At 68.8% G+C, this 18,482-nt stretch carries 17 protein-coding genes and 1 pseudogene; 8 read left to right on the top strand and 10 right to left on the bottom strand.

The features are described 5' to 3' along the window. Positions 1–21: 21 nt before the first annotated feature. Positions 22–306 (top strand): hypothetical protein, encoded by a 285-nt coding sequence (locus tag ON29_RS36020; protein WP_157172852.1) that lies wholly within the window; start codon positions 22–24, stop codon positions 304–306. Positions 307–313: 7 nt separating this feature from the next. Here ON29_RS36020 and ON29_RS21770 read toward each other — a convergent pair whose 3' ends face one another. The 6 genes from ON29_RS21770 to ON29_RS21745 all read right to left on the bottom strand — a co-directional run bounded on the left by ON29_RS21770 (position 314) and on the right by ON29_RS21745 (position 7,410). Further along, positions 314–1,162 carry an alpha/beta fold hydrolase gene (locus tag ON29_RS21770; RefSeq protein WP_040868920.1) on the bottom strand — a complete coding sequence of 283 codons (849 nt, stop codon included), beginning with the start codon at positions 1,160–1,162 and terminating at the stop codon, positions 314–316. 84 nt (positions 1,163–1,246) lie between these two features. Beyond that, positions 1,247–2,998 carry an N-acyl-D-amino-acid deacylase family protein gene (locus ON29_RS21765; protein WP_040868918.1) on the bottom strand — a complete coding sequence of 584 codons (1,752 nt, stop codon included), beginning with the start codon at positions 2,996–2,998 and terminating at the stop codon, positions 1,247–1,249. 4 nt (positions 2,999–3,002) lie between these two features. Then, on the bottom strand, positions 3,003–4,649 hold the full coding sequence (casG, locus tag ON29_RS21760) for a steroid-24-oyl-CoA synthetase (RefSeq protein ID WP_040868916.1): 1,647 nt from the start codon (positions 4,647–4,649) through the stop codon (positions 3,003–3,005). Between the two features lie 28 nt (positions 4,650–4,677). Then, positions 4,678–4,869 carry a hypothetical protein gene (locus tag ON29_RS21755; RefSeq protein ID WP_245549056.1) on the bottom strand — a complete coding sequence of 64 codons (192 nt, stop codon included), beginning with the start codon at positions 4,867–4,869 and terminating at the stop codon, positions 4,678–4,680. A gap of 8 nt (positions 4,870–4,877) precedes the next feature. Further along, positions 4,878–6,035, bottom strand: coding sequence for an EstA family serine hydrolase (locus ON29_RS21750; protein ID WP_040868912.1), 1,158 nt, complete (start codon positions 6,033–6,035; stop codon positions 4,878–4,880). A 7-nt stretch (positions 6,036–6,042) separates the two neighbouring features. Continuing rightward, the gene (locus ON29_RS21745) at positions 6,043–7,410 is read right to left on the bottom strand and encodes a flavin-containing monooxygenase (RefSeq protein WP_040868911.1); all 1,368 of its coding nucleotides are present in this window, start codon (positions 7,408–7,410) and stop codon (positions 6,043–6,045) included. A 210-nt stretch (positions 7,411–7,620) separates the two neighbouring features. Here ON29_RS21745 and ON29_RS21740 point away from each other — a divergent pair, with 210 nt between their 5' ends. Together ON29_RS21740 and ON29_RS21735 are read left to right on the top strand one after the other, a co-directional pair. After that, positions 7,621–8,241: a TetR/AcrR family transcriptional regulator gene (locus tag ON29_RS21740; RefSeq protein ID WP_040868910.1), complete on the top strand. Its 621-nt coding sequence runs from the start codon at positions 7,621–7,623 to the stop codon at positions 8,239–8,241. A 338-nt stretch (positions 8,242–8,579) separates the two neighbouring features. Next, on the top strand, positions 8,580–9,341 hold the full coding sequence (locus ON29_RS21735; RefSeq protein WP_040869072.1) for a DUF6319 family protein: 762 nt from the start codon (positions 8,580–8,582) through the stop codon (positions 9,339–9,341). A gap of 1 nt (position 9,342) precedes the next feature. Here ON29_RS21735 and ON29_RS21730 read toward each other — a convergent pair whose 3' ends face one another. Continuing rightward, positions 9,343–10,875 carry a GGDEF domain-containing protein gene (locus tag ON29_RS21730; RefSeq protein ID WP_083863964.1) on the bottom strand — a complete coding sequence of 511 codons (1,533 nt, stop codon included), beginning with the start codon at positions 10,873–10,875 and terminating at the stop codon, positions 9,343–9,345. Positions 10,876–11,392: 517 nt separating this feature from the next. Here ON29_RS21730 and galK point away from each other — a divergent pair. The 3 genes from galK (at position 11,393) to ON29_RS21710 (ending at position 14,742) form a co-directional block, all read left to right on the top strand. Continuing rightward, on the top strand, positions 11,393–12,517 hold the full coding sequence (gene galK, locus ON29_RS21720) for a galactokinase (RefSeq protein ID WP_245549055.1): 1,125 nt from the start codon (positions 11,393–11,395) through the stop codon (positions 12,515–12,517). Between the two features lie 266 nt (positions 12,518–12,783). Continuing rightward, positions 12,784–14,475: a sodium:solute symporter family protein gene (locus tag ON29_RS21715; RefSeq protein WP_040869066.1), complete on the top strand. Its 1,692-nt coding sequence runs from the start codon at positions 12,784–12,786 to the stop codon at positions 14,473–14,475. 12 nt (positions 14,476–14,487) lie between these two features. Continuing rightward, complete coding sequence (locus ON29_RS21710) at positions 14,488–14,742, top strand: hypothetical protein (protein ID WP_040868908.1); 255 nt, start codon at positions 14,488–14,490, stop codon at positions 14,740–14,742. 233 nt (positions 14,743–14,975) lie between these two features. Here the strand turns inward: ON29_RS21710 and ON29_RS21705 are convergent. Together ON29_RS21705 and ON29_RS21700 are read right to left on the bottom strand one after the other, a co-directional pair. After that, a pseudogene (locus tag ON29_RS21705) lies at positions 14,976–15,434 on the bottom strand (SRPBCC family protein); the annotation flags it as partial. Positions 15,435–15,567: 133 nt separating this feature from the next. Further along, complete coding sequence (locus tag ON29_RS21700) at positions 15,568–16,764, bottom strand: helix-turn-helix domain-containing protein (protein WP_217999265.1); 1,197 nt, start codon at positions 16,762–16,764, stop codon at positions 15,568–15,570. 314 nt (positions 16,765–17,078) lie between these two features. Here ON29_RS21700 and ON29_RS21695 point away from each other — a divergent pair, with 314 nt between their 5' ends. Beyond that, positions 17,079–17,375 (top strand): hypothetical protein, encoded by a 297-nt coding sequence (locus ON29_RS21695; RefSeq protein ID WP_040868904.1) that lies wholly within the window; start codon positions 17,079–17,081, stop codon positions 17,373–17,375. An 86-nt stretch (positions 17,376–17,461) separates the two neighbouring features. Here the strand turns inward: ON29_RS21695 and ON29_RS21690 are convergent, their stop codons facing one another. Continuing rightward, the gene (locus ON29_RS21690) at positions 17,462–17,821 is read right to left on the bottom strand and encodes an Rv2640c family ArsR-like transcriptional regulator (RefSeq protein ID WP_040868902.1); all 360 of its coding nucleotides are present in this window, start codon (positions 17,819–17,821) and stop codon (positions 17,462–17,464) included. Positions 17,822–17,919: 98 nt separating this feature from the next. Here ON29_RS21690 and ON29_RS21685 point away from each other — a divergent pair, with 98 nt between their 5' ends. Then, positions 17,920–18,444, top strand: coding sequence for an ArsI/CadI family heavy metal resistance metalloenzyme (locus tag ON29_RS21685; protein WP_040868900.1), 525 nt, complete (start codon positions 17,920–17,922; stop codon positions 18,442–18,444). Positions 18,445–18,482: the final 38 nt, after the last annotated feature.

Below are 18,482 nucleotides of genomic sequence, written 5' to 3'. Positions count from 1 at the left end.
CTCCGCTGGAAGGTATCCGCTGTGAACACCTATACGGCCACAACGGCTTTCGAAGCCGTTGTCGCCGAGCTGCCCGCTGCACCGAGGTGCACGTTCCGCTTCGACTCCGTCCCGTGTCGTCATCGCGCCGAATGGTTCATCCGTAAACGGTCCTGCTGCCACCCGGCGGGTGTGGACTTCCTCTGCGAGACCTGCCATACCCGCATCCATTGGATGCTGGATATCGGCATGGTGTTCGAATGCGCCGGATGCGGCGTGCACTCGGACAGTTTCGCCGAACTCTGCCCGACCGCGGCTCCGCTCTGAGCGCGGCTCAGCGCTCGCCCGCCCGCTCCCGCGCGCCGGTATCGGCGAGGAAGCCGGTGATGATCGAAGTCACCTGCTCCGGGGCCTCCACCATCGGGAGATGACCACAATCGGCTAGCTCCACCGCCGTGCGCGGACGCAGCCTGTGGTTGAGCCGCCCGCCCGCCTTCGCCGACAGAATGCGATTGCGCCGGCCCCAGATCGTGCAGATCGGCGGGAATCCGGCAGGCGGATCGAACGTGTCCAGCGCGCGGTAGGACGGGAAATCCTGCACCAAGCCGTGCAGGGCCAGCAGCCTGCCCCGATCCGTCCAATGCGCCCGCACGCGCGGCTCGTGCCGGATGTTCCGGTTTCGGCCGCGAGGGCCGAGCTGATTGCCGACGATCAGCGAGACCACGGGTTCCGGCAGCCTGATCCGGCGGGCCAGCGGCGCCAGGGGCAGCCGCGCGTCGAGCCAGGCCAAGCCCGCCGATTGTCCCGAACTGACCGTGTCCAGGGTGAGCGGATTCATCAGCACGAGCGCGCGCACCCGCTCCGGATGATCCATGGTGTAGCGCAGCGCGGTGGCGCTGCCGAGGCAGTTGCCGATCAGCACCACGTCGGTGCGCCGGTGGGTGTCCAGGAACGCCGCGAGCATGTCGACGTAATCGGTGAGGCGGTAGCCCGTGGCGGGCTGGTCGGATTGCCCGTAGCCGGGCAGATCGAGCGCGAAGACCTCGTGCTCGTCGCGCAGTGCGGCGACCTGGTCGTCCCAGATCCGGCGTTGCGTTCCCGCGTTGTGCAGGAACACGATCGCGGACCCGCTGCCAACGCGGTCGTAGACGACGGCCCTGCCCCGATGCTCGAAAACGTCCACGCCGACTCCCTACGAACAACCGGCGACCGAGCCGCCGGTCCCCGCGATTCTACCGGCGGGCACGGCCGCGCAGGGGCGTTCCGATCACCGGACGGCGGTCGTCGCGCGCAGGAACCGGCCGGTCCGTCGGGTGCCGAGGACCTCAGCGGGAGCGCCGTCACCGAAGACCCGCACGCCGCCGACGAACACCGCGGTGACCGTGTCGTCGTTGCGGTTCACCATGCGCGGCAGGTTGTCGAACGGGGCGATCGGCGATTCCTGGTAGGTGTCGAGCGAATCGTCCAGGCGGGCCGGATCGAGGACGACGACGTCGGCTCGGTCGCCCGCCCGCAGATGCCCGGCGTCCAAGCCGTACCAGTCCGCGAGTTCACCGGTGAGCCGGTGCACCGCCTGTTCCACCGACAGGAACGGGCGACCGGCGTCCGCGGCGTCACGCACGCGGCGCAGGAAGCGGAGCCCGAAGTTGTAGAACGCCATGTTGCGCAGATGGGCCCCCGCGTCGGAGAAGCCCAGCTGCACGCCCGGATCGGCGGCGAGCCGATCGAGCACCTCCGGTCGATGATTGGAAATCGTCGTGCGCCAGCGCACCTTGCTGCCGTGCTCCACCACGAGGTCGAGGAACGCGTCCACCGGATGCACGCCGCCGCGCTCCGAGCCCACCTGGCCGAAGGTCTTGCCGATCACCGCGGGGTCGGGGCATTCGACGATCTGCGCGTCGAAGAAGTCGCGGTGCCATACCCGTGGACCGAACTTCTTGTCGTAATCCGCGCGGAAGCGGCGCCGATAGTTCTCGTCGCGCAGCAGTTCCCGTCGTTCGTCCACCTGATCGGCCAGGTGCAGCGCTTCGGCGCCGGAACCGAACTCCTCGAACACCACCAGGTCGATGCCGTCGGCGTAGACCTCGAACGGCACCGGAAGGTGCTGCCAGCGGAAATTGCCGCCCAGCTTGTTCAGCACCCGGGCGATCAGCGGAAACAGGTGCACGACAGCGGGAATCGCCTTGATGTCGGCGGCCGAGAGCAGGCTGACCTTCAGCGGCCTGCGGAACAGGCCGAGGCTGCTTGCCGCCATGGTGACCAGGCTGTGCGGCCGGGACACGTCCGGCCCGCCCTGCAACGCCCCGCCGCGCCGTCGCAGCACGGTGTTGAGCCGGTGCCGTTCCCGCGTCGTCGCGTAGGTGGATGGCAGCGTGCGCGACCGGCACACCTCGCCGTCGAGTTTGTCGAACAACAACTGCTGAGAGGACATGCCGACGAAGCCCGCGTCCAGCGCCTCGGTCAGTTTCGCCTCCATCCCGGCCAGTTCGGCGGCATCGGGCCGGACGTCCTTGCGGGTGGCGCGCTCCAGACCGAGTTCGGCGGCACGAATATCCGAATGCCCGATGAACGCGGCGACATTCGGGCCCAAGGGCAGCCGGTCGAGGGCGGCGGCGTACTCGTGCGCCGAGCGCCAGGTCTTGTGTTCGTCCACCGCCGCGACGACGTGCTTGCGCGGAATCGCCTCGACCCGCGCGAACAGGTCGCCCGCGTCGGAGGCGTCGACGTGCACGGTCGACAACGAACACGAGCCGAGCAGCACCGTGGTGATGCCGTGCCGCAGCGATTCGGTCAGCGCCGGATGCTGGAGCACCTCCACGTCGTAATGGGTGTGGATGTCGAGCATCCCCGGGATCACCCACTTCCCGGTGGCGTCCACAACGTTCGGGCAGGCCGGGTCGTCGATCGGATCGGCCGAGATGGTCGTGATCCGCCCGTCGTGGATGCCGAGGTGCCTGATCGCCGAGGGCGCGCCGGTGCCGTCGAACCAGCGGCCGTTGGCGATGATGGTGTCGTACATGGATTCACACCTCGAGTTGGGCGCGTACGACCTTGCCGGTCGCATTGCGGGGGAGTGCGGTGGTGGTGAGCCGCCAGCGGGCGGGCACCTTGTAGTAGGCGAGCCGCTCGGCGGTGAACGCGCGCAGCTCGTCTTCGCTGGTGGCCGTACTGTTGTCGACCACGACCAACGCGGCGACCTGCTGACCCAGGTCGGCGTCGGGCACGCCGAGGACAGCGCATTCGCGCACCGCGGGATGCTCCTCGAGGCACTGCTCGATCTCGGTGGGATAGACGTTCTCCCCGCCGCGCAGGATGAGATCCGAACGGCGCCCGGACAACCGCAGCCTGCCGTCCTCCAGGATCCCGATATCACCGGTGCGCAACCAGCGATCCGCGGTGATCGCCGCCGCCGTCGCCGTCTCGTCCTGCCAGTACCCCAGCATCACGTAGGGGCTGCGCACCCAGATCTCGCCTTCCGCGCCGTCGGGGACCGCGTTGCCCGCGCTGTCACGGATTTCCAGCGTGACCCCGACGACCGGTCGTCCCACGGTGTCCGGGAACGCCGCCAGTTCGGCCGGACTCGCCAGCGTCGCGGCGGTGCTGCATTCGGTGAGCCCGTAGCTGGTCACCAGCGCGTTGCGGGCGACGGGCAGTTGATCGCGCAGCTTCTGTTGCAGCGCGGCCGACGACGGCGCCGAGTTCAGTGAGAACGCGGCCAGCGAGGACAGGTCGTAGCCGGACAGGTCGAGGTCCAGCATCCTGGTGGCCATGGTCGGCATGGCGCCCCAGTTGGTGACCCGTTCGGTCTCGATCAGTCGCAGCACCCGGTCGGCGTCGAACGAGCCTTGGTGGATCACCGCCGCGTCGCCGCTGACCAGCCGGGGGACCGCCAGGTTGTGCAGGCTGGCGATGTGGAACAGCGGCGAGGTGAGCAGGAAGCGCCGACCGGTGGGCAGTTCGGTCGCGCCGGTGAGCGCGGCGGCCAGCGCATCGCCGAAGAGGTGATAATCGGTGACGGCCACCAGGTTCCGGTGCGAGTGCACCGCCCCCTTGGGCCGTCCGCTGGTGCCGCTGGTGTAGAGGATCACCGCGGGGTCGTCTTCGTCGATATCGGCGTGTGGCAACTCGTCGGTCCGGTGTTCGGCGATGAGCGCTGGTACGTCGTGCTCCATGGTGAGCAGGGGAATCCGGATGTCCAGTTCCGCCGCCGCGGCGCGCTTCGCGTCGACGACGAGCACGGTGGGGCCGGTGTGCTCGACGCCGTAGGCGATCTCGCGCGGCGCCCACCACGCGTTGTAACCCACCGCGATCGCGCCGAGCGCCTGGGCCGCCCAGAAGGTGATGACCCACTCGGGTGTGTTCGCCGCGAGAATGCCGACGCGGTCGCCCTTGCCGACGCCGAATCGGTCGCGCAGGGCCGTGGCCAGTGCCGCGACCGCGGCGGCATGCTCGGTGAACGATATCCGGCGGTCCGCGGTGACCAGGTAGTCCCGGTCGCCGTGCGCCGACGCGGCGACGAGTACCTCGCGCAGCGAGGACTTGCGGTGGCGTACCACCGGCATCGGTGCGCCGAGCACGTCCTCGATCACCATCTCGAATCGTCCGCCGGGGCCGGTGAGCCTGCCCGCGGCCTCCGCCACGAATGCCTGCTGGTCGAAGGGCTTTGTCATATCGGGTACTTCCTAGGGGGTCGATGAGTCACGGCTGGGGGATCAGGACCGCTCGGCCGGTGATCAGGCCGCGTTCCAGCCGGTCGAGGGCGGCGCGACCCTCGGCCAAGGGGTAGCGCTCCACCTCGACGCGTAGCTTGCCCGACGTGGCCAGTGCCACGGAGTCGATCAAGTCGGATCTGGTGTCCCCGTATGTCTTGCCGGGGTCGGTGAGCTGCAACGCCCGCATCATCCGCGTACCGCCGCGAACGTCGCGCGCAGATAGGCGTCGGCACGGTCGGAGCCGATCAGGCCCGGCGCCATCCGGTTCATGGTGTAGGCGAACGTGGTGCGGTGGTCGAGGTCGTTGACCACCATCGCGCCTCCGTACCCGGCCCACCAGCACACCCGGCCGTCGGGCACCTCCGGGGCGGTCTGCCGCTGCGGCAGACCGTAGCCGATGCCGAACCGCAGCGGCGTCGCGAGCGCGAGATCCACGCCGTCGGACTGCTGCCGGAAGATCAGCTCGATCGTGTCCTCCGACAGCAGCCGCCGTCCGCCGAGTTCGCCGCCGCAGGAAACCAGTGATTGCACTCGCGCCACCGAACGCGCGTTGCCGTGACCGTTCACCGCGCCGATCTCGGCTTGCCGCCATGCCGCGCTCGCGGTCTCGGCGATGTCGAGCAACGGGCTGGTGAGCGTCTTGACCAGCACGCTGTCCTGGTCGAGCGCGACCATGTCGAACTCCGGCATGGTGGGCGGGACCAAGGTGGCGATCCGCCCGTGGTGCTCGGGCGCGGTGCCGATGTGGAAGTCAGCGCCCAGCGGCCCGGCTAGTTCCGCGGCGAAGAACTCGCCGAGCGAGCGTCCGGTGACGCGGCGGATCACCGCGCCGATCAGGTGGCCGTAGGCGAGCGCGTGGTACCCCGAGGCGGTGCCCGGCTCCCACCACGGCGGTTGGCTCGCCAGGCGGGCTGCGGACGCTTCCGCGTCGTAGATGTCGGCGAGTTCGATCGGCGGCTGCCACCCCGAGACGCCCGAGGTGTGCGCCAGCAGATGACGAATCTCGATGTCGCCCTTGCCGTTCGCCGCGAACTCCGGCCAGTACTCGGCCACCTTCGCGTACACGTCCAGCTCCCCGCGCTCGACCAGCAGCAGGGCGCACAGCGCCGTCATGGTCTTGGTGAGGGAGAAGACGTTGACCAAGGTGTCCTCGGTCCACGGCGCGGTGCGGCCGGGGTCGCGGTACCCGCCCCAGAGGTCGACGACCGGTTCGCCGTCGACGGTGACGCAGATCGAGGCGCCGAGTTCGTCACCGGAAGCGAGCCGGGTCTCCAGTTCCGTTCGGACCCGCGCGAATCGTTCGGCGCAGAAGCCCGATGTGGCGGTTCCCGTGGTAGTGGTCATCGCCGCCTCACACCTGTTCGAGTGCCCGGCCCCGCACCGGCAACGCGTTTCCCGCGGCGGTGGCGCGTTTCGCGCCACGCGCGAGTTCCCGCCGCAGGTCCCGCACGTACGGTTCGAATTCGATCTGGATGGTGTGCCGGGGCGAGTCGTAGTAGCGGCCCGTCCTGGCCGATTCCGCGGACCGGATGGCCGCCCGCATCTCCTCCGCCGTCGGCAGGTGATAGCGGCCGGTGAGGTAGGCGGCGACCAGCTTGCTCTGCTGCTCGGCGAAGTTCACCAGCGTGGGCAGCGGCTGGGCCAGCCCGAGGAAGAACAGATTGTCGATGCCGGGCTTGATCATCTGCTTGAACAGTGGGAAACGGTTGTCGCGGTCGGGCAGCAGCTCGGGGTCGGAGAAGAACGGGAAGGAGATGCGGTAACCGGTGGCGCAGACGATCACGTCCACCTCTTCGACGCTGCCGTCGGCGAAGCGCACCCGCGAGCCTTCCAGCGCGGTGATCGCGGGCTTGAAGGCGATGTCGCCGCAGCCCGCGCGGTGCAGGAATTCCTCGCTCGCGGAGGGATGGGCCTCGAACGGCAGATGGTCCGGCTCGGGCAGGCCGTAATCCCGCATATTGCCGCGGAACTTCCGGACGAATCGCTGCTTGAGCTTGAGACCGAGCTTCGGCGGCATCCATCGTGGCATCGAGCGCTTGTCGCCGACCTTGCCGTTGACGTACTTCGGCAGCACCCAGACCCCGCGCCGGGCGGAGACGTAGAGCTTCGCGGCGATGAATCGCTGCGACAGCTCGGAGGCGATATCCAGTCCCGAATTGCCCATGCCGACCACCACGACCCGTTTGCCACGCATGTCGACGGGGTCGAACGGGTCGTTGTAGGCGTGGCTGTGCAGCAGCGTGCCGTCGAATTCGCCCGGGTAGTCCGGCAAACGCGGATCCCAATGGTGCCCGTTGCAGACGACGAGCGCGTCGTAGTCCTTGGTGTGCCCGTCGCTCGTCGTGATCAGCCAGCGACCGTCCGGCCCGCGCTCGGCGGCGGTCACCCTGGTGCCGAACACGATCCGGTCGCGGATGCCGAAATGGTCGACGTAGTCGCGGAAGTACTGGAACAGCTGCGAATGATGCGGGAAGTCCGGCCACTCGTCGGGCGCCGGATAGTCCTCGAAGGCCAAGCGGAACTTGGACGTGTCGATGTGCAGGCTCTGATAGCAGGCCGACATGCCGTTGGGGTTCTTGAAGTACCAGTTGCCCCCGACTTCGTCGGACGCCTCATAGCAGTCGAAGGGGATGCCGTGGTCGTTCAGCCGTTTGGCGGCGGTGATCCCGGAGGGGCCCGCCCCGATCACGCAGACGCGGGGGAGTGCGGTTGACGTCATTCACTGTCCTCGTGCTGAAGGGCCGTCGTCGATGACGGCCGAACAATCCGGCGCGGGTGGCGCCGGAGTGACGTAGGCAACAAAATAACACTCGCTAGACACCGCGTCCAGTGAATGACGCACTGTCTATCAAGACCGTCCATGCGTAGACTCTCTCAGCGGAAGCAGCACGTCAGCTCGGCTTTTACGGAGACGGGGTACCGGTTCACCATGCGGACGAACGCGAACACGAACCTGCGGGACGAGCAGAAGCAGCAGACCAGGACCCGCTTGCTGGAGGCCGCCAAGGAGCTGTTCGCCACCCGCGGCTACGCGGCCGTGCGGGTGGACGAGATCGCCGCCGCGGTCGGTTGCAGCCGCGCCACGTTCTACCTGCACTTCGCGGGCAAGCTGGAGATCCTGCGCGCGATCGCCGAGCAGGGCAGCGCGCCCACCGCGCTGCACTTCTATCAGGACCTCGACCGGGTGCTCGAGACCGGTTCACGCGCCGAGTTCGCCGGCTGGATGACCCGCGCGATGGAGTGGTTCCACGAGTACAAGGACATGCTGCTCGCCTGGGACGAGGCGACCGCACTGGAGCCGGAGTTCCGCGAGATCGCCCGCAACGGCATCCTCGCGCTGCCCAACGCGATGACCGCCTACCTCGCCGGGTGGCCCGCCGATCGGCACGACGAAGCGAGGTTGCGGGTGGAATTGCTTGTCGCGCAACTGGAACGGTTCTTCACCCGCTGGGCGATGCAGGGCACCATCGATGTCTCGGCGGACCGAGCCGTCGAGGTGCTCACCGACATCTGGTTCCCCGCGCTGCGCGCGCCGACGGCGCCGAGCTGAGCGCGCCGCGGGGAATCCGGTGTGCGGTGGCGCCTTCGCGAGCAGCGTCGTATGCCGCGCATCGCTGATGTCGCCCGTTGCCGGATACCGGTTCGAGGGAACGGCGCTTGATCACCGGTGCTGCATACCGATTCGCCGGAGCGGATCATGTCGCGCATGGGGTACCGGAGTCGACTGCCGAGTCACCGCTCGCGCATGCCGGAAGCTGTTGCCAGATATTCGCTGATTGCCCGGATCGGACTACCCGCGGCCTCGATCCGACGGTGGCCCGCAAATCTGTCGGCGGCGTGGGGCATCATCTGTGCACGCAGCCAACCACGAAATCGCTCGGAGTCACCATGCCCTCCCCACGAACCAAGCCGCAACCATTGTCGGACAGCGAGATTCAGCAGATCGCCACGGACATCGCCGGTGGCCGCCCGCCCATGGTGTGGTTCACCGCCGCCGCGGTCGGCGTTCCGGAGGGGCGCTCGGGCAAGGTGATCGCCCTCGGCGACCCTGCCGACGGTGACTTCCTGCAGGTCCGCCCGACCGGATCGAAGGATGTACTGTCCTTCTCTCCCATCGAGGTGACCTTGACCAAGCCGCCGCGAGGGGCGGCGGGCGCCACCGCACAGCCGAAGTCGACCCCTAGGAAGGAAACCCCTGTGACCCAGCCGTCGACCACGACGAGCACCGCGACTCAGCCCGCGCAGGCGAGCGCACCCCAGCCCTCGGCAGGCGCGAAGCCCGCGGAGACCACCGCGGCCGCGAGCCGTGCCGAGAGCGCGGGCAAGCAAGCCGCGGCGGCGACGGCGCCGAAGCCCGCCAAAACGGCCGCCGCCCGCAAGACCAAGGCGCCCGAGGTCACCGTGACGCTCACCGGCACCGCCGACGGCGAGTGGTCGATCGACGTGGTCAGCGGTAAGAAGCGCACCCTGCGCGGCCTTCCGGTGGCCGGATCCACCGTGGCGCAGGCGGCGAAGATCCTGCATCCGGAGGTGGCCGAGGTGGTCGCCGGGGTCCTGGACGCGTTGCGCGGTGTGCAGGAGGCCAAGGTGCAGCAGTTACAGGCCGAGCTCGAGGAGGCCAAGCGCCTGCTGAACGAGCTGAGCGACTGAGTCACACTGCGGGACTGGCGGATCGGGCGGCCGCGCGCCAGATCCGGCGCTCGGCGCCGGGAGTCTCGCGCCGCACGTCGTCGTGGAACGCGTAGCCGAGCGAGTACTGCTTCGCGTGGTACATGGCCGCGTCCGCGTCCCGCAGCAGGCTGTGCGCGTCGGTGTCCGAGCTGCACGGACCCACGCACGCCACGCCGACGCTCGCGGTGATCGGGATCTCGCCCGCGCTCAGCCCGAACGGCCGGACGAACGCGCCGAGCAGCCGTTCGGCCAGCACGGCGGCCTCCGGCCGGGCGAGCGGGGCGAGCACGACGAACTCGTCGCCGCCGTAGCGGGTCACCACGTCCTCCCGGCGCACCACCCGCCGGATCCGGCTCGCCGCCGTCGCGATCAGCTCATCGCCGACGGCGTGGCCGTAGCTGTCGTTGACCCGCTTGAAGCCGTCGAGGTCGATGAACAGCAGGCAGATCGGTCGCTCGGCCCATTGTTCGCCGCGCTGCCGCAGCGCGCGCAGCAGCGCGGCCCGGTTCAGCAATCCGGTGAGCATGTCGTGGTCGGCCTGGTACTGCGCGCGCCGCTCGCTGCGGGCGCTGCGCACGATCGCGCGCTCGCTGCGCACCAGCATCCCGATCAGCAACAGCGCGAACAGCGACGACCCCACCACGCGGTCGAGCGGGCGCAGGCTGGACCCGACCACCGGCACCAGCGAGGCCACGATCAGCGCGATCGCGATGAGGCTGGCGCGCTGCCGGGAGTGGTGCGGGTGGATGCGCCGCGGCATGCCGAGCGCGGCCATGGTCGGGTGCAGCGCCGCGACGCCCACGGTGGCGTAGGCGGCGAGCAGGGGAGCCAGCAGCACCTCGCGCCCGAACGTAGTCGCGCCCGCGGTCTCCAGGCTGTAGCCCAGGTCGCCGAGCAGCACCGCGATCAGCCCGGCGTGTAACAGCCACAGCGAGGTCTCCGCGCGCGTGGAGGTGGCCATCGAGTGCGCCACCAACGTGAGCAGCAGTGCGTCGAGCACCGGGTAGGTCGCCGCCACCACCGCGTCGAGCCCGGTCTCGGTGGACCGGAGGATCGGGGAGATGAGGAAGGTCCATGAGGCCAGCAGCGCGCCGAGCCCGATGAGGGCGGAGTCCAGCAGCAGGTCGTAGTTGCCGTGCACGTGGCGCGGCCAGAACCAGATCAGCGCGGCGAGCCCCACGCCGAGATAACCGAGCAGGGTGAACGCGTCGTCGAGCGGATGCAGCGCATGGTCGCCGAGGTCACGCAGCGTGGTGCCGGTGGCGAACAGCACCGCCGAGCCGGACAGCAGATACCACGGCAACGGGTGCGCGGGCCGGTGGATGTGCACGCCGACGGCGATCATGGCGAGGGTCTCGCCGACGATGACGGCCATCGTGGTGAACGCCACCACCTGTGAGTCGAGCGTCAGGTGGACCGCGATCGCGGCCGCGCCTCCCCCGAGAAGCACCACGTACCAGCCCGATCCGATACCGCGCCGACAGCCGGGCTGTGGCTGTTCACTGGGTGTCATCAGCCCCCCTTGGTCGCTCCATCCCCGGTGCACCGGGCCGCGTAACAGATCTGGGAATCCTCCACCGCGACTTCGACGTTCGCCTGTTCGTCGAGCACTGCCCGGATGCTGCCGGCGAACGAGAACCGAGTGTTGTTGTACGAGCAGATGTCCCAACCGACCGCAGCGCGCTCGGCAACCAATGCCCTGGACAACTGATTTGATCATGGCATGGAATGCCGCCCCCTCGCGGGCAGTTGGCGCAACAAGAGTGAAACGTGTGCGCCACGTACTCCCGCACGCGCGGATCCACCATCTCGGCGCGCGAAACTCCTCGGGATGCAGCACCTGCCGTGCGATGAAATCGCCGCGGGTGTCGTGCGTCATGACGCCCTCCCGATCCTGCGCGGCCACCGAATCCGCAGGCCGGTCTCGCATCGGAATCGACTGCGTCAGGAGCGCCGATCGCGGCGCGAACAACGGTCGGGCGGCGTGTCTCGTACCCTGGCACGACCGACGAGGACAGCGAGGGACGAGCTTGCGGACATGGGTGGCGCCGGGGCGGGTCAACATCATCGGTGAACACACCGACTACAACGGCGGTTACGTCCTGCCGATCGCGTTGCCGCTGGTGGTGCGGTGCGCGGCGGCGGCGCGCACCGACGGGCTGGTGCGGGTGGGCTCGCGGCAGCGGCCCGGCGAGCCGGTGCTCGTCGCGGTGGCCGATCTCGCCCGGCAGCGGGCACTGGTGCCCGGGTGGGCGCGCTATCCGCTCGGCGTGGTCGCCGAGTTCACCAGGCGCGGTCACCGGATTCCCGGCGTGGATCTCGACCTCGACGGCGCGGTGCCGATCGGTGCGGGGCTGTCGTCCTCGGCGGCGCTGTCCTGCGCGGTGGCCGTCGCGCTACGCGACCTGTTCGCGCCCGGCCTGACCGACCGGATGTTGATCGACGTGGCCCGTGCCGCCGAGAACGACTACGTCGGCGCGCCGACCGGCTTGCTCGACCAGTCGGCCGCGCTACTGTGCACGGCCGGGCACGCGCTCTTGCTGGACGTGCGGGCATTCGCCGCCGACACCGCCGCGCCGCGCGGGACCGGGCACGAGCAGATCCCCTTCGACCTCGCCGCGTTCGGACTCGAACTGCTGGTGATCGATACCGGGCAGCCGCACGAACTCGTGGACGGCCGCTACGCCGAGCGTCGCGACCAGTGCGCCGCGGCGGCCGATGCGCTGGGCGTCACCGCCTTGCGCGATGTGGCGGCGGCCGGCGTGGACCGGATCGCCGACGACGTGCTGCGCCGCCGCGCCAGGCACGTGGTGACGGAGAACGCCAGGGTGCTCGCGGTTGCCGAGAAATTGCGAGAAGGCGTCGACCCCCGGGGAATCGGGCCGATACTCACCGCGGGGCACGCCTCGCTGCGCGACGACTTCGAGGTGTCCACCCCGGCACTCGACGCGGCGGTGGAGGCCGCGGTGGCGGCGGGAGCGCACGGCGGGCGCATGGTCGGCGGCGGGTTCGGCGGAAGCGCCATCGCGCTCGTCGACCGGGAGGGCACCGAGGCGGTGGTGGCGGCGGTGCGGCGGCGTTTCGCCGACGCGGGTCTGGCCGCTCCGCGCACCTTCGCGGTGGTTGCCGCCGCCGGAGCGCACCGGGCCCGCTGAACGAGCGACCTGATTGTGCGCGAATGTGCCGCGCCGGTAGGGCATGATCACGCAGAGTGGTGTCAGCCGACACCATTCGGCGGGCGACGAGGAGGTCGCGCGACGCCGGGCAGGACCAGCACGACGCATGCTCTCGCACGACGGACGATCTCACTCGCCGCCCCGGTTTCACCGCCAGGAGGAACGCTGTGCCGCTCGCCGATCCGTCCGTTCTCGCCGCCGTGCCGATCGTGTCCGACCTGCACCCGGCCGCCCCACCCCCGCACCTGGTAGCCGCCGAGACCCTCCGGTTGGACGCGCAGCCGGTCGATTACGCGCTGGTCGCCCTGTATTTCGTGTTCGTGATCGGCATCGGCTTGCTGGCCAGGCAGCGCGTGTCCTCCAGCATCGACTTCTTCCTGTCCGGCCGCTCGCTGCCCGCCTGGGTGACCGGCCTGGCGTTCATCTCCGCCAACCTCGGCGCGGTGGAGATCATGGGTATGTCCGCCAACGGCGCGGAGTACGGGTTCCCGACCTTCCATTACTTCTGGATCGGCGCGGTACCGGCCATGCTGTTCCTCGGCGTGGTGATGATGCCGTTCTACTACGGCTCCAAGGTGCGCAGCGTGCCGGAGTTCATGCGCCGCCGCTTCGGCACCGGCGCCCACCTGGTGAACGCGCTCAGTTTCGCCGTCGCGCAGATCCTCATCGCCGGGGTCAACCTGTATCTGCTCGGGTCCATCGTGAACGTGCTGCTGGGCTGGCCGCTGTGGGTCTCGGTGATCGTGGCCGCGGTGATCGTGCTGTCCTACATCACCCTCGGCGGTCTGTCGGCCGCGATCTACAACGAGGTGCTCCAGTTCTTCGTGATCGTGGCCGCGCTGCTGCCGCTCACCCTGGTCGGCCTGCACAAGGTCGGCGGCTGGGACGGTCTGCGCGACAAGATCGGCGCGTCACCGGGCGGAGCGCAGCAGTGGGAATCCTGGCCGGGCAACGCCCTCAGCGGGTTCGGCAACGACTTCCTGTCGATCCTCGGCATCGTGTTCGGACTGGGTTTCGTGCTGTCGTTCGGATACTGGACCACGAACTTCGTCGAAGTGCAGCGCGCCATGGCGACGCATTCCATCTCGGCGGCGCGGCGCACCCCGATCATCGGCGCCTACCCGAAGATGTTCATCCCGTTGATCGTCGTGATCCCCGGCATGATCAGCGCGGTGCTGGTGCCGCAGATGTCGGAGTACAAGGCGGCGGTGACCGCGAACCCGGACTTCGAGAGCGACACCACCTACAACCAGGCGCTGCTGTACCTGATGAAGGACGTGCTGCCCAACGGCCTGCTCGGGGTGGGGCTGGCCGGCCTGCTCGCGGCGTTCATGGCGGGCATGGCGGCCAACATCTCCGCCTTCAACACGGTGTTCAGCTACGACCTGTGGCAGCAGTACGTGCGCCGCGACCGCCCGGACGGCTACTACCTCGGCGTGGGCCGGTTGGCCACCATCGGAGCGACCGTGGCGGCGATCTTCACCGCGTTCATCGCCTCCGGGTTCAGCAACATGATGGACTACCTGCAAACTCTGTTCAGCTTCTTCAACGCGCCGCTGTTCGCCACATTCATCCTCGGCATGTTCTGGAAACGGATGACGCCGACCGCGGGCTGGATGGGGCTGGTCTGCGGAACCGGTTCGGCCATCCTGGTTTTCCTCCTGCACAAGACGGGTGTGTTCGAGTTGTCCGGGCAAGGCGCGAGTTTCGTCGCCGCCGGTGTGGCCTTCGTGGTCGACATCGTGGTCAGCGTCCTCGTCACCCAGGTGACGCGGCCGAAGCCGGCGTCCGAACTGGTCGGGCTGGTGTACTCGGAGACGCCCAAGGCGGTCCGCACCGATCCCGAGGCAGGCACACTGCCCTGGTATCAGCGCCCGGTCCTGCTGGCGGGCATCGCGCTCGCGCTCGTCATCGCGCTCAACGTTGTCGTCGGATAAGGAGTCGCCACAATGCTTTTCGATATCCGCACCATCGTCGGCGCGTTGCTCGGGTGCTACGCGGTCGTTCTCGTCGTCACCGGCCTGGTACACGACACCGCGGCGGAGCAGGCCAAGACCGGCGGGATCAACGTGAACCTCTGGGCCGGGCTAGGTATGGGGGCCGTGGCGCTCGCCTTCGTGGCGTGGGTCTTGCTGCGCCCGGTCCAGGTGCCCCCTGAACCGCGCCCGGCGGACGGTGCCGATGAGGAGCGCGACTCCGCCTGACACGACGGTGCCCCCCGGGAAAACCCGGGGGCACTGGTTGTCGCACGGATCAGGCGTCAGGGGCGGGTGGTTCCGCCGGGCCAGGTGCCGGTTCCGCCGGTGCCCGGCGTACCACCGACGCCCGGCGTACCGGTTCCGCCCATTCCCGGTGCGCCGGTCCCGCCGACACCGGGGGTGCCGGTCTGGCCGGCGCCGGGGCGAGGAGTCGCGCCGCGTTCCGTGGCGGTGTCCGCGGCTCCCGGTCGCGGAATATCACCGCGCCAAGCGCCTGTTTCGCGGCCTCGTTCTTCGACGAAGTGCTTGAAGCGCTCGAGGTCACCGCTCACGCGGTGCTTCAGCACTCCGAGCTTGTCGGCCACGTTCTCCACGAACCCTTCGGGGTCGACGTCCATCTGCGCGGTCACCCGGGTGTGGGTGTCGTCGAGCCGATGGAAAGTGACGACGCCCGCGTGTTTGGGTCCGCTGTCGGACTTCCAGGCGATCCGTTCGTCGGGATGCTGCTCGGTGATCGTCGCGTCGAACTCACGCGTCGACGGGCCGACATGGACACGCCAGTGCGTGTGCCGGTCGTCGAGCTGGTCCACTGCTTCAACACCCTCCATGAAATGCGGAAACGATTCGAACTGCGTCCACTGGTTGTAGGCGGTACGAACCGGAACCTCGACGTCCACCGTGGCGGCCATTGTGCTCACTTGCTACCCCTTTCCTCGCCCACCCACACCATCTCGCGTGGACGGGCGTCTTTCGGTTGACAAGCGCTCCCTTGGGGGCGACTCGGGACATTCATCGCTTACCCGAGGGGTGGGAGGGCAAACAGGGCGAGGCTTACACCAATACGGTCGCCGCGTAAAAGTCCAGCTCCCGGACCGGTTTTGTGGTGGCCCACGGTTCGAATCCCGCCCGGGTTTCGGTGTATGCCCGGCGCAGCCGCGGCGAGGTGTGCCGCGCGGCGAGATCGATGGCATGCCTGGCGGCCGCGCACGCACGGTCGACGTCACGTGGCGCGGTGAGTTGCGCGAGGCTGAGATTCCACAAGGCCCGGTCGCGGGCCGCATGGGCCGGAATCAGTCCCAGCACGCCGTCGATCGTGTCGGCCGCCGCTTCGAGCTCGCCACCCGTTTCCAGGCAGCGGGCGGTCATGGCGCCGGTCGTCCACGCGCTCTGGTAATAGCAGTACGACTCGTCCGGAGTCGTCTGCTCGGTGAATTCGTCGCGTACTCGAAGCAGCTGTCGCCACGCGTCGAAGTTCCGTCCGGCGGAGGCGAATGCCTGCGCGGCGCACAGCTTGCGAAAGTCGTCGACGCGACCGTCCTTCACCTGCGGCCGCAGCATTCCGTCCGCGAGGGCGGCGGCAGTTCGGAATTCGCGCATGTGGACCGCCAGTTGGGTCCGGTGACAGAGGATGCCGGTCGCGATATCGGGGTCGCCGGATTCGTCCGCGTGCCGATAGGCGATTCGAAACTGCTTGTCCGCGTCAGCCAGATCGCCCTGATCCCACGCGGACCACGCGCTGCTGGCCATGGCCTCCGCGGTCAGCGATTGCAGTGCCGGGCGCAGACTCGGCGGACAGTCGCGCAGCAGCGACACGCATGTCCGCGCTTGGGCTTCGATGATCGGTCGCGCCGCATCCGACCCCAGTTGGTCGTCGAGGAGTTGTGCGGAGTGCACGGTGTTGCGCAGATGGCCGATCGCGTCGGACGTGACGGTCGGACAACCACCGCTTCTGCTCGTCGTCGCCACGCCGATGACCGCGCTGGTGGCGGCGATGAAGTGCCGCCGGTTCACGTCCGGGTCTCCGATCAACGCCCGGAAACGCTCCTGCGCCCCGAGGTCCGCATCTTTCAACACCCTGTCCAGCCGCGCTTGATGGCCGATACCGACGTGGCGGTTCGGTCGGCTCTCCCAGAAGCTCACCGTCCGTTGACCGCAACGCAGCAGCTCCGCGAGTTCGCTCTGCGTCAACCTGCACGCGCGGCGGAGGGTCTTCACATCCGTGCCGGTCCACATCGTCACTTCTGCCACGGTTCCCCCTCGGCCCGCTGAACGGTCGTTGCTGCCGATTGCTCGAACTTGCGTGTCCGTTGCCTTCCACCAGGCATTTTGCCCGGGCATTGTGGCCTGTGTACCTGGAACCGGGAAACCTTGTCGCACAATCGAACCCTGTGTGACGGGACGTCCGAATCGTGCACGACACCTCGTGCCGGGGTGGCGTCGCGTCCCCGGTCCCGGCTCGACCGACGATCGCGAAGGGCCTGTCAGTGCAGAACATTCCTGACGGGGACGCTCAGTCGCCCCGCCGCGGTCGACGACCACCAGCGCGACCCAGAGGCGACCGCATGATCTACGACGAACGCGCCGAAGCCGAGATAGCCGTTCTCACCGACGTCATCGTCGCCGTCGACGCGGCATTGGCGGTCGCCGCGTGCCAGGGCCGCCACCCCGGCGATCAACGCGCTCACGTGGTCGCGATCGTGCTCTACGAGTTGATCGCCAGTGCCCGAACGGTGGCCGGACCCGATACCGGCCGCCTCTACGCCGCCCCCCTTCTCGATCACCCCCTCGAAAACGCGGCCCCTGAACTGTCCCCGCTGGATCTCTTGATCCCTCTCCTCGTCAACCGCCACACCTCCTGACGCCCCCGCCGGCGGCGGATCGAAGCGCAGCCCCTACGCCTCCGTCGACGGCCAGATGCGTCAGCTCTTCCCGATAGCGCACGAGATCAGCGGCAGCAGTTCGGGTCGAGGACTACGCAGAGTGCTGCCAGGGCGTCGCGGCGGGCGCGGTGGAAAGTGTTCATGCCACGGCGTTCGGAGTCCACGAGACCGGCCTTGCGAAGTTGGCCGAGGTGGTGGCTGACCGTCGACTCCGACACTCCGACGGCTGCGGCGAGGTCGCCGCCGTTCTCCTCGCCGGGAGGGCTGGTCAGCAGCAGGGACAAGAGCTTCACGCGCACCGGGTCGGCGATCGCCTTCAGGCGCAGTGCCACTTCGAGCGCGGCGGCGTCGTCGACCGGTCCGGCGGCGACCGGCGGGCAGCAGACCGGGGCGGACATATCGATCACGGGCAGCGTCTTGGGCATGACTTCAACCCTACCGACTCTGTTGACATATGTCGAAAAGGTGGCAGACTCAGCACCGGAGAAGTTCTTCGATATATGTCACACAAGTGGAGGTAGTCATGTCCCGCATCCAGCTCGCCCTCAACGTCGACGACATCGACCGGGCCGTGCAGTTCTACTCGACCCTCTTCGCCGCCGAGCCCGCCAAGCGCAAGCCCGGCTACGCCAACTTCGCCATCGACGAACCGCCGCTGAAACTCGTGCTCATCGAGAACCCCGGCCACGGCGGCAGTGTCAACCACCTCGGTGTGGAGGTCGAGACCTCCGGCCAGGTGCACGCCGAGATCACGCGCCTCTCGGAAGCGGGATTGTTCACCGAGGAGCAGATCGCCACCACCTGTTGCTTCGCCACCCAGGACAAGGTCTGGGTCGCCGCCCCGGACGCCGAACGCTGGGAGGTCTACACCGTCCTCGCCGACAGCGACACCTTCGGCGCCGCCCCCGCCGGTGCGGCCGGGCTCACCGAAGCCGAAGCGGTTCAGGCGTGCTGCGGCACCGCCGAGGAAGCTGCCGCCGAAGGCGCTTGCTGCGGCTCGAATGCGAAGAAAGCGGCGGTCGCCTCCGGCGCCACCTGCTGCAACTGATCCGGCACGGCGCACGGGTTCACCGAGTGTTCGCTTGC

Source organism: Nocardia exalbida NBRC 100660 (assembly GCF_000308575.1).
GTDB lineage: Bacteria > Actinomycetota > Actinomycetes > Mycobacteriales > Mycobacteriaceae > Nocardia > Nocardia exalbida.
The sequence above is the reverse complement of the archived record's forward strand: the minus strand, read 5'-3'. Positions and strand labels throughout refer to the sequence as shown.

Bases quoted from the DNA above. Each gene is read 5' to 3' on its own strand.
- ON29_RS21765 (WP_040868918.1), bottom strand. From the start codon at position 2,998: ATGTACGACACCATCATCGCCAACGGCCGCTGGTTCGACGGCACCGGC.
- casG (WP_040868916.1), bottom strand. From the start codon at position 4,649: ATGACAAAGCCCTTCGACCAGCAGGCATTCGTGGCGGAGGCCGCGGGC.
- ON29_RS21750 (WP_040868912.1), bottom strand. From the start codon at position 6,035: ATGACCACTACCACGGGAACCGCCACATCGGGCTTCTGCGCCGAACGA.
- ON29_RS21745 (WP_040868911.1), bottom strand. From the start codon at position 7,410: ATGACGTCAACCGCACTCCCCCGCGTCTGCGTGATCGGGGCGGGCCCC.
- ON29_RS21740 (WP_040868910.1), top strand. From the start codon at position 7,621: ATGCGGACGAACGCGAACACGAACCTGCGGGACGAGCAGAAGCAGCAG.
- ON29_RS21735 (WP_040869072.1), top strand. From the start codon at position 8,580: ATGCCCTCCCCACGAACCAAGCCGCAACCATTGTCGGACAGCGAGATT.
- ON29_RS21730 (WP_083863964.1), bottom strand. From the start codon at position 10,875: ATGACACCCAGTGAACAGCCACAGCCCGGCTGTCGGCGCGGTATCGGA.
- ON29_RS21710 (WP_040868908.1), top strand. From the start codon at position 14,488: ATGCTTTTCGATATCCGCACCATCGTCGGCGCGTTGCTCGGGTGCTAC.
- ON29_RS21695 (WP_040868904.1), top strand. From the start codon at position 17,079: ATGATCTACGACGAACGCGCCGAAGCCGAGATAGCCGTTCTCACCGAC.
- ON29_RS21690 (WP_040868902.1), bottom strand. From the start codon at position 17,821: ATGCCCAAGACGCTGCCCGTGATCGATATGTCCGCCCCGGTCTGCTGC.
- ON29_RS21685 (WP_040868900.1), top strand. From the start codon at position 17,920: ATGTCCCGCATCCAGCTCGCCCTCAACGTCGACGACATCGACCGGGCC.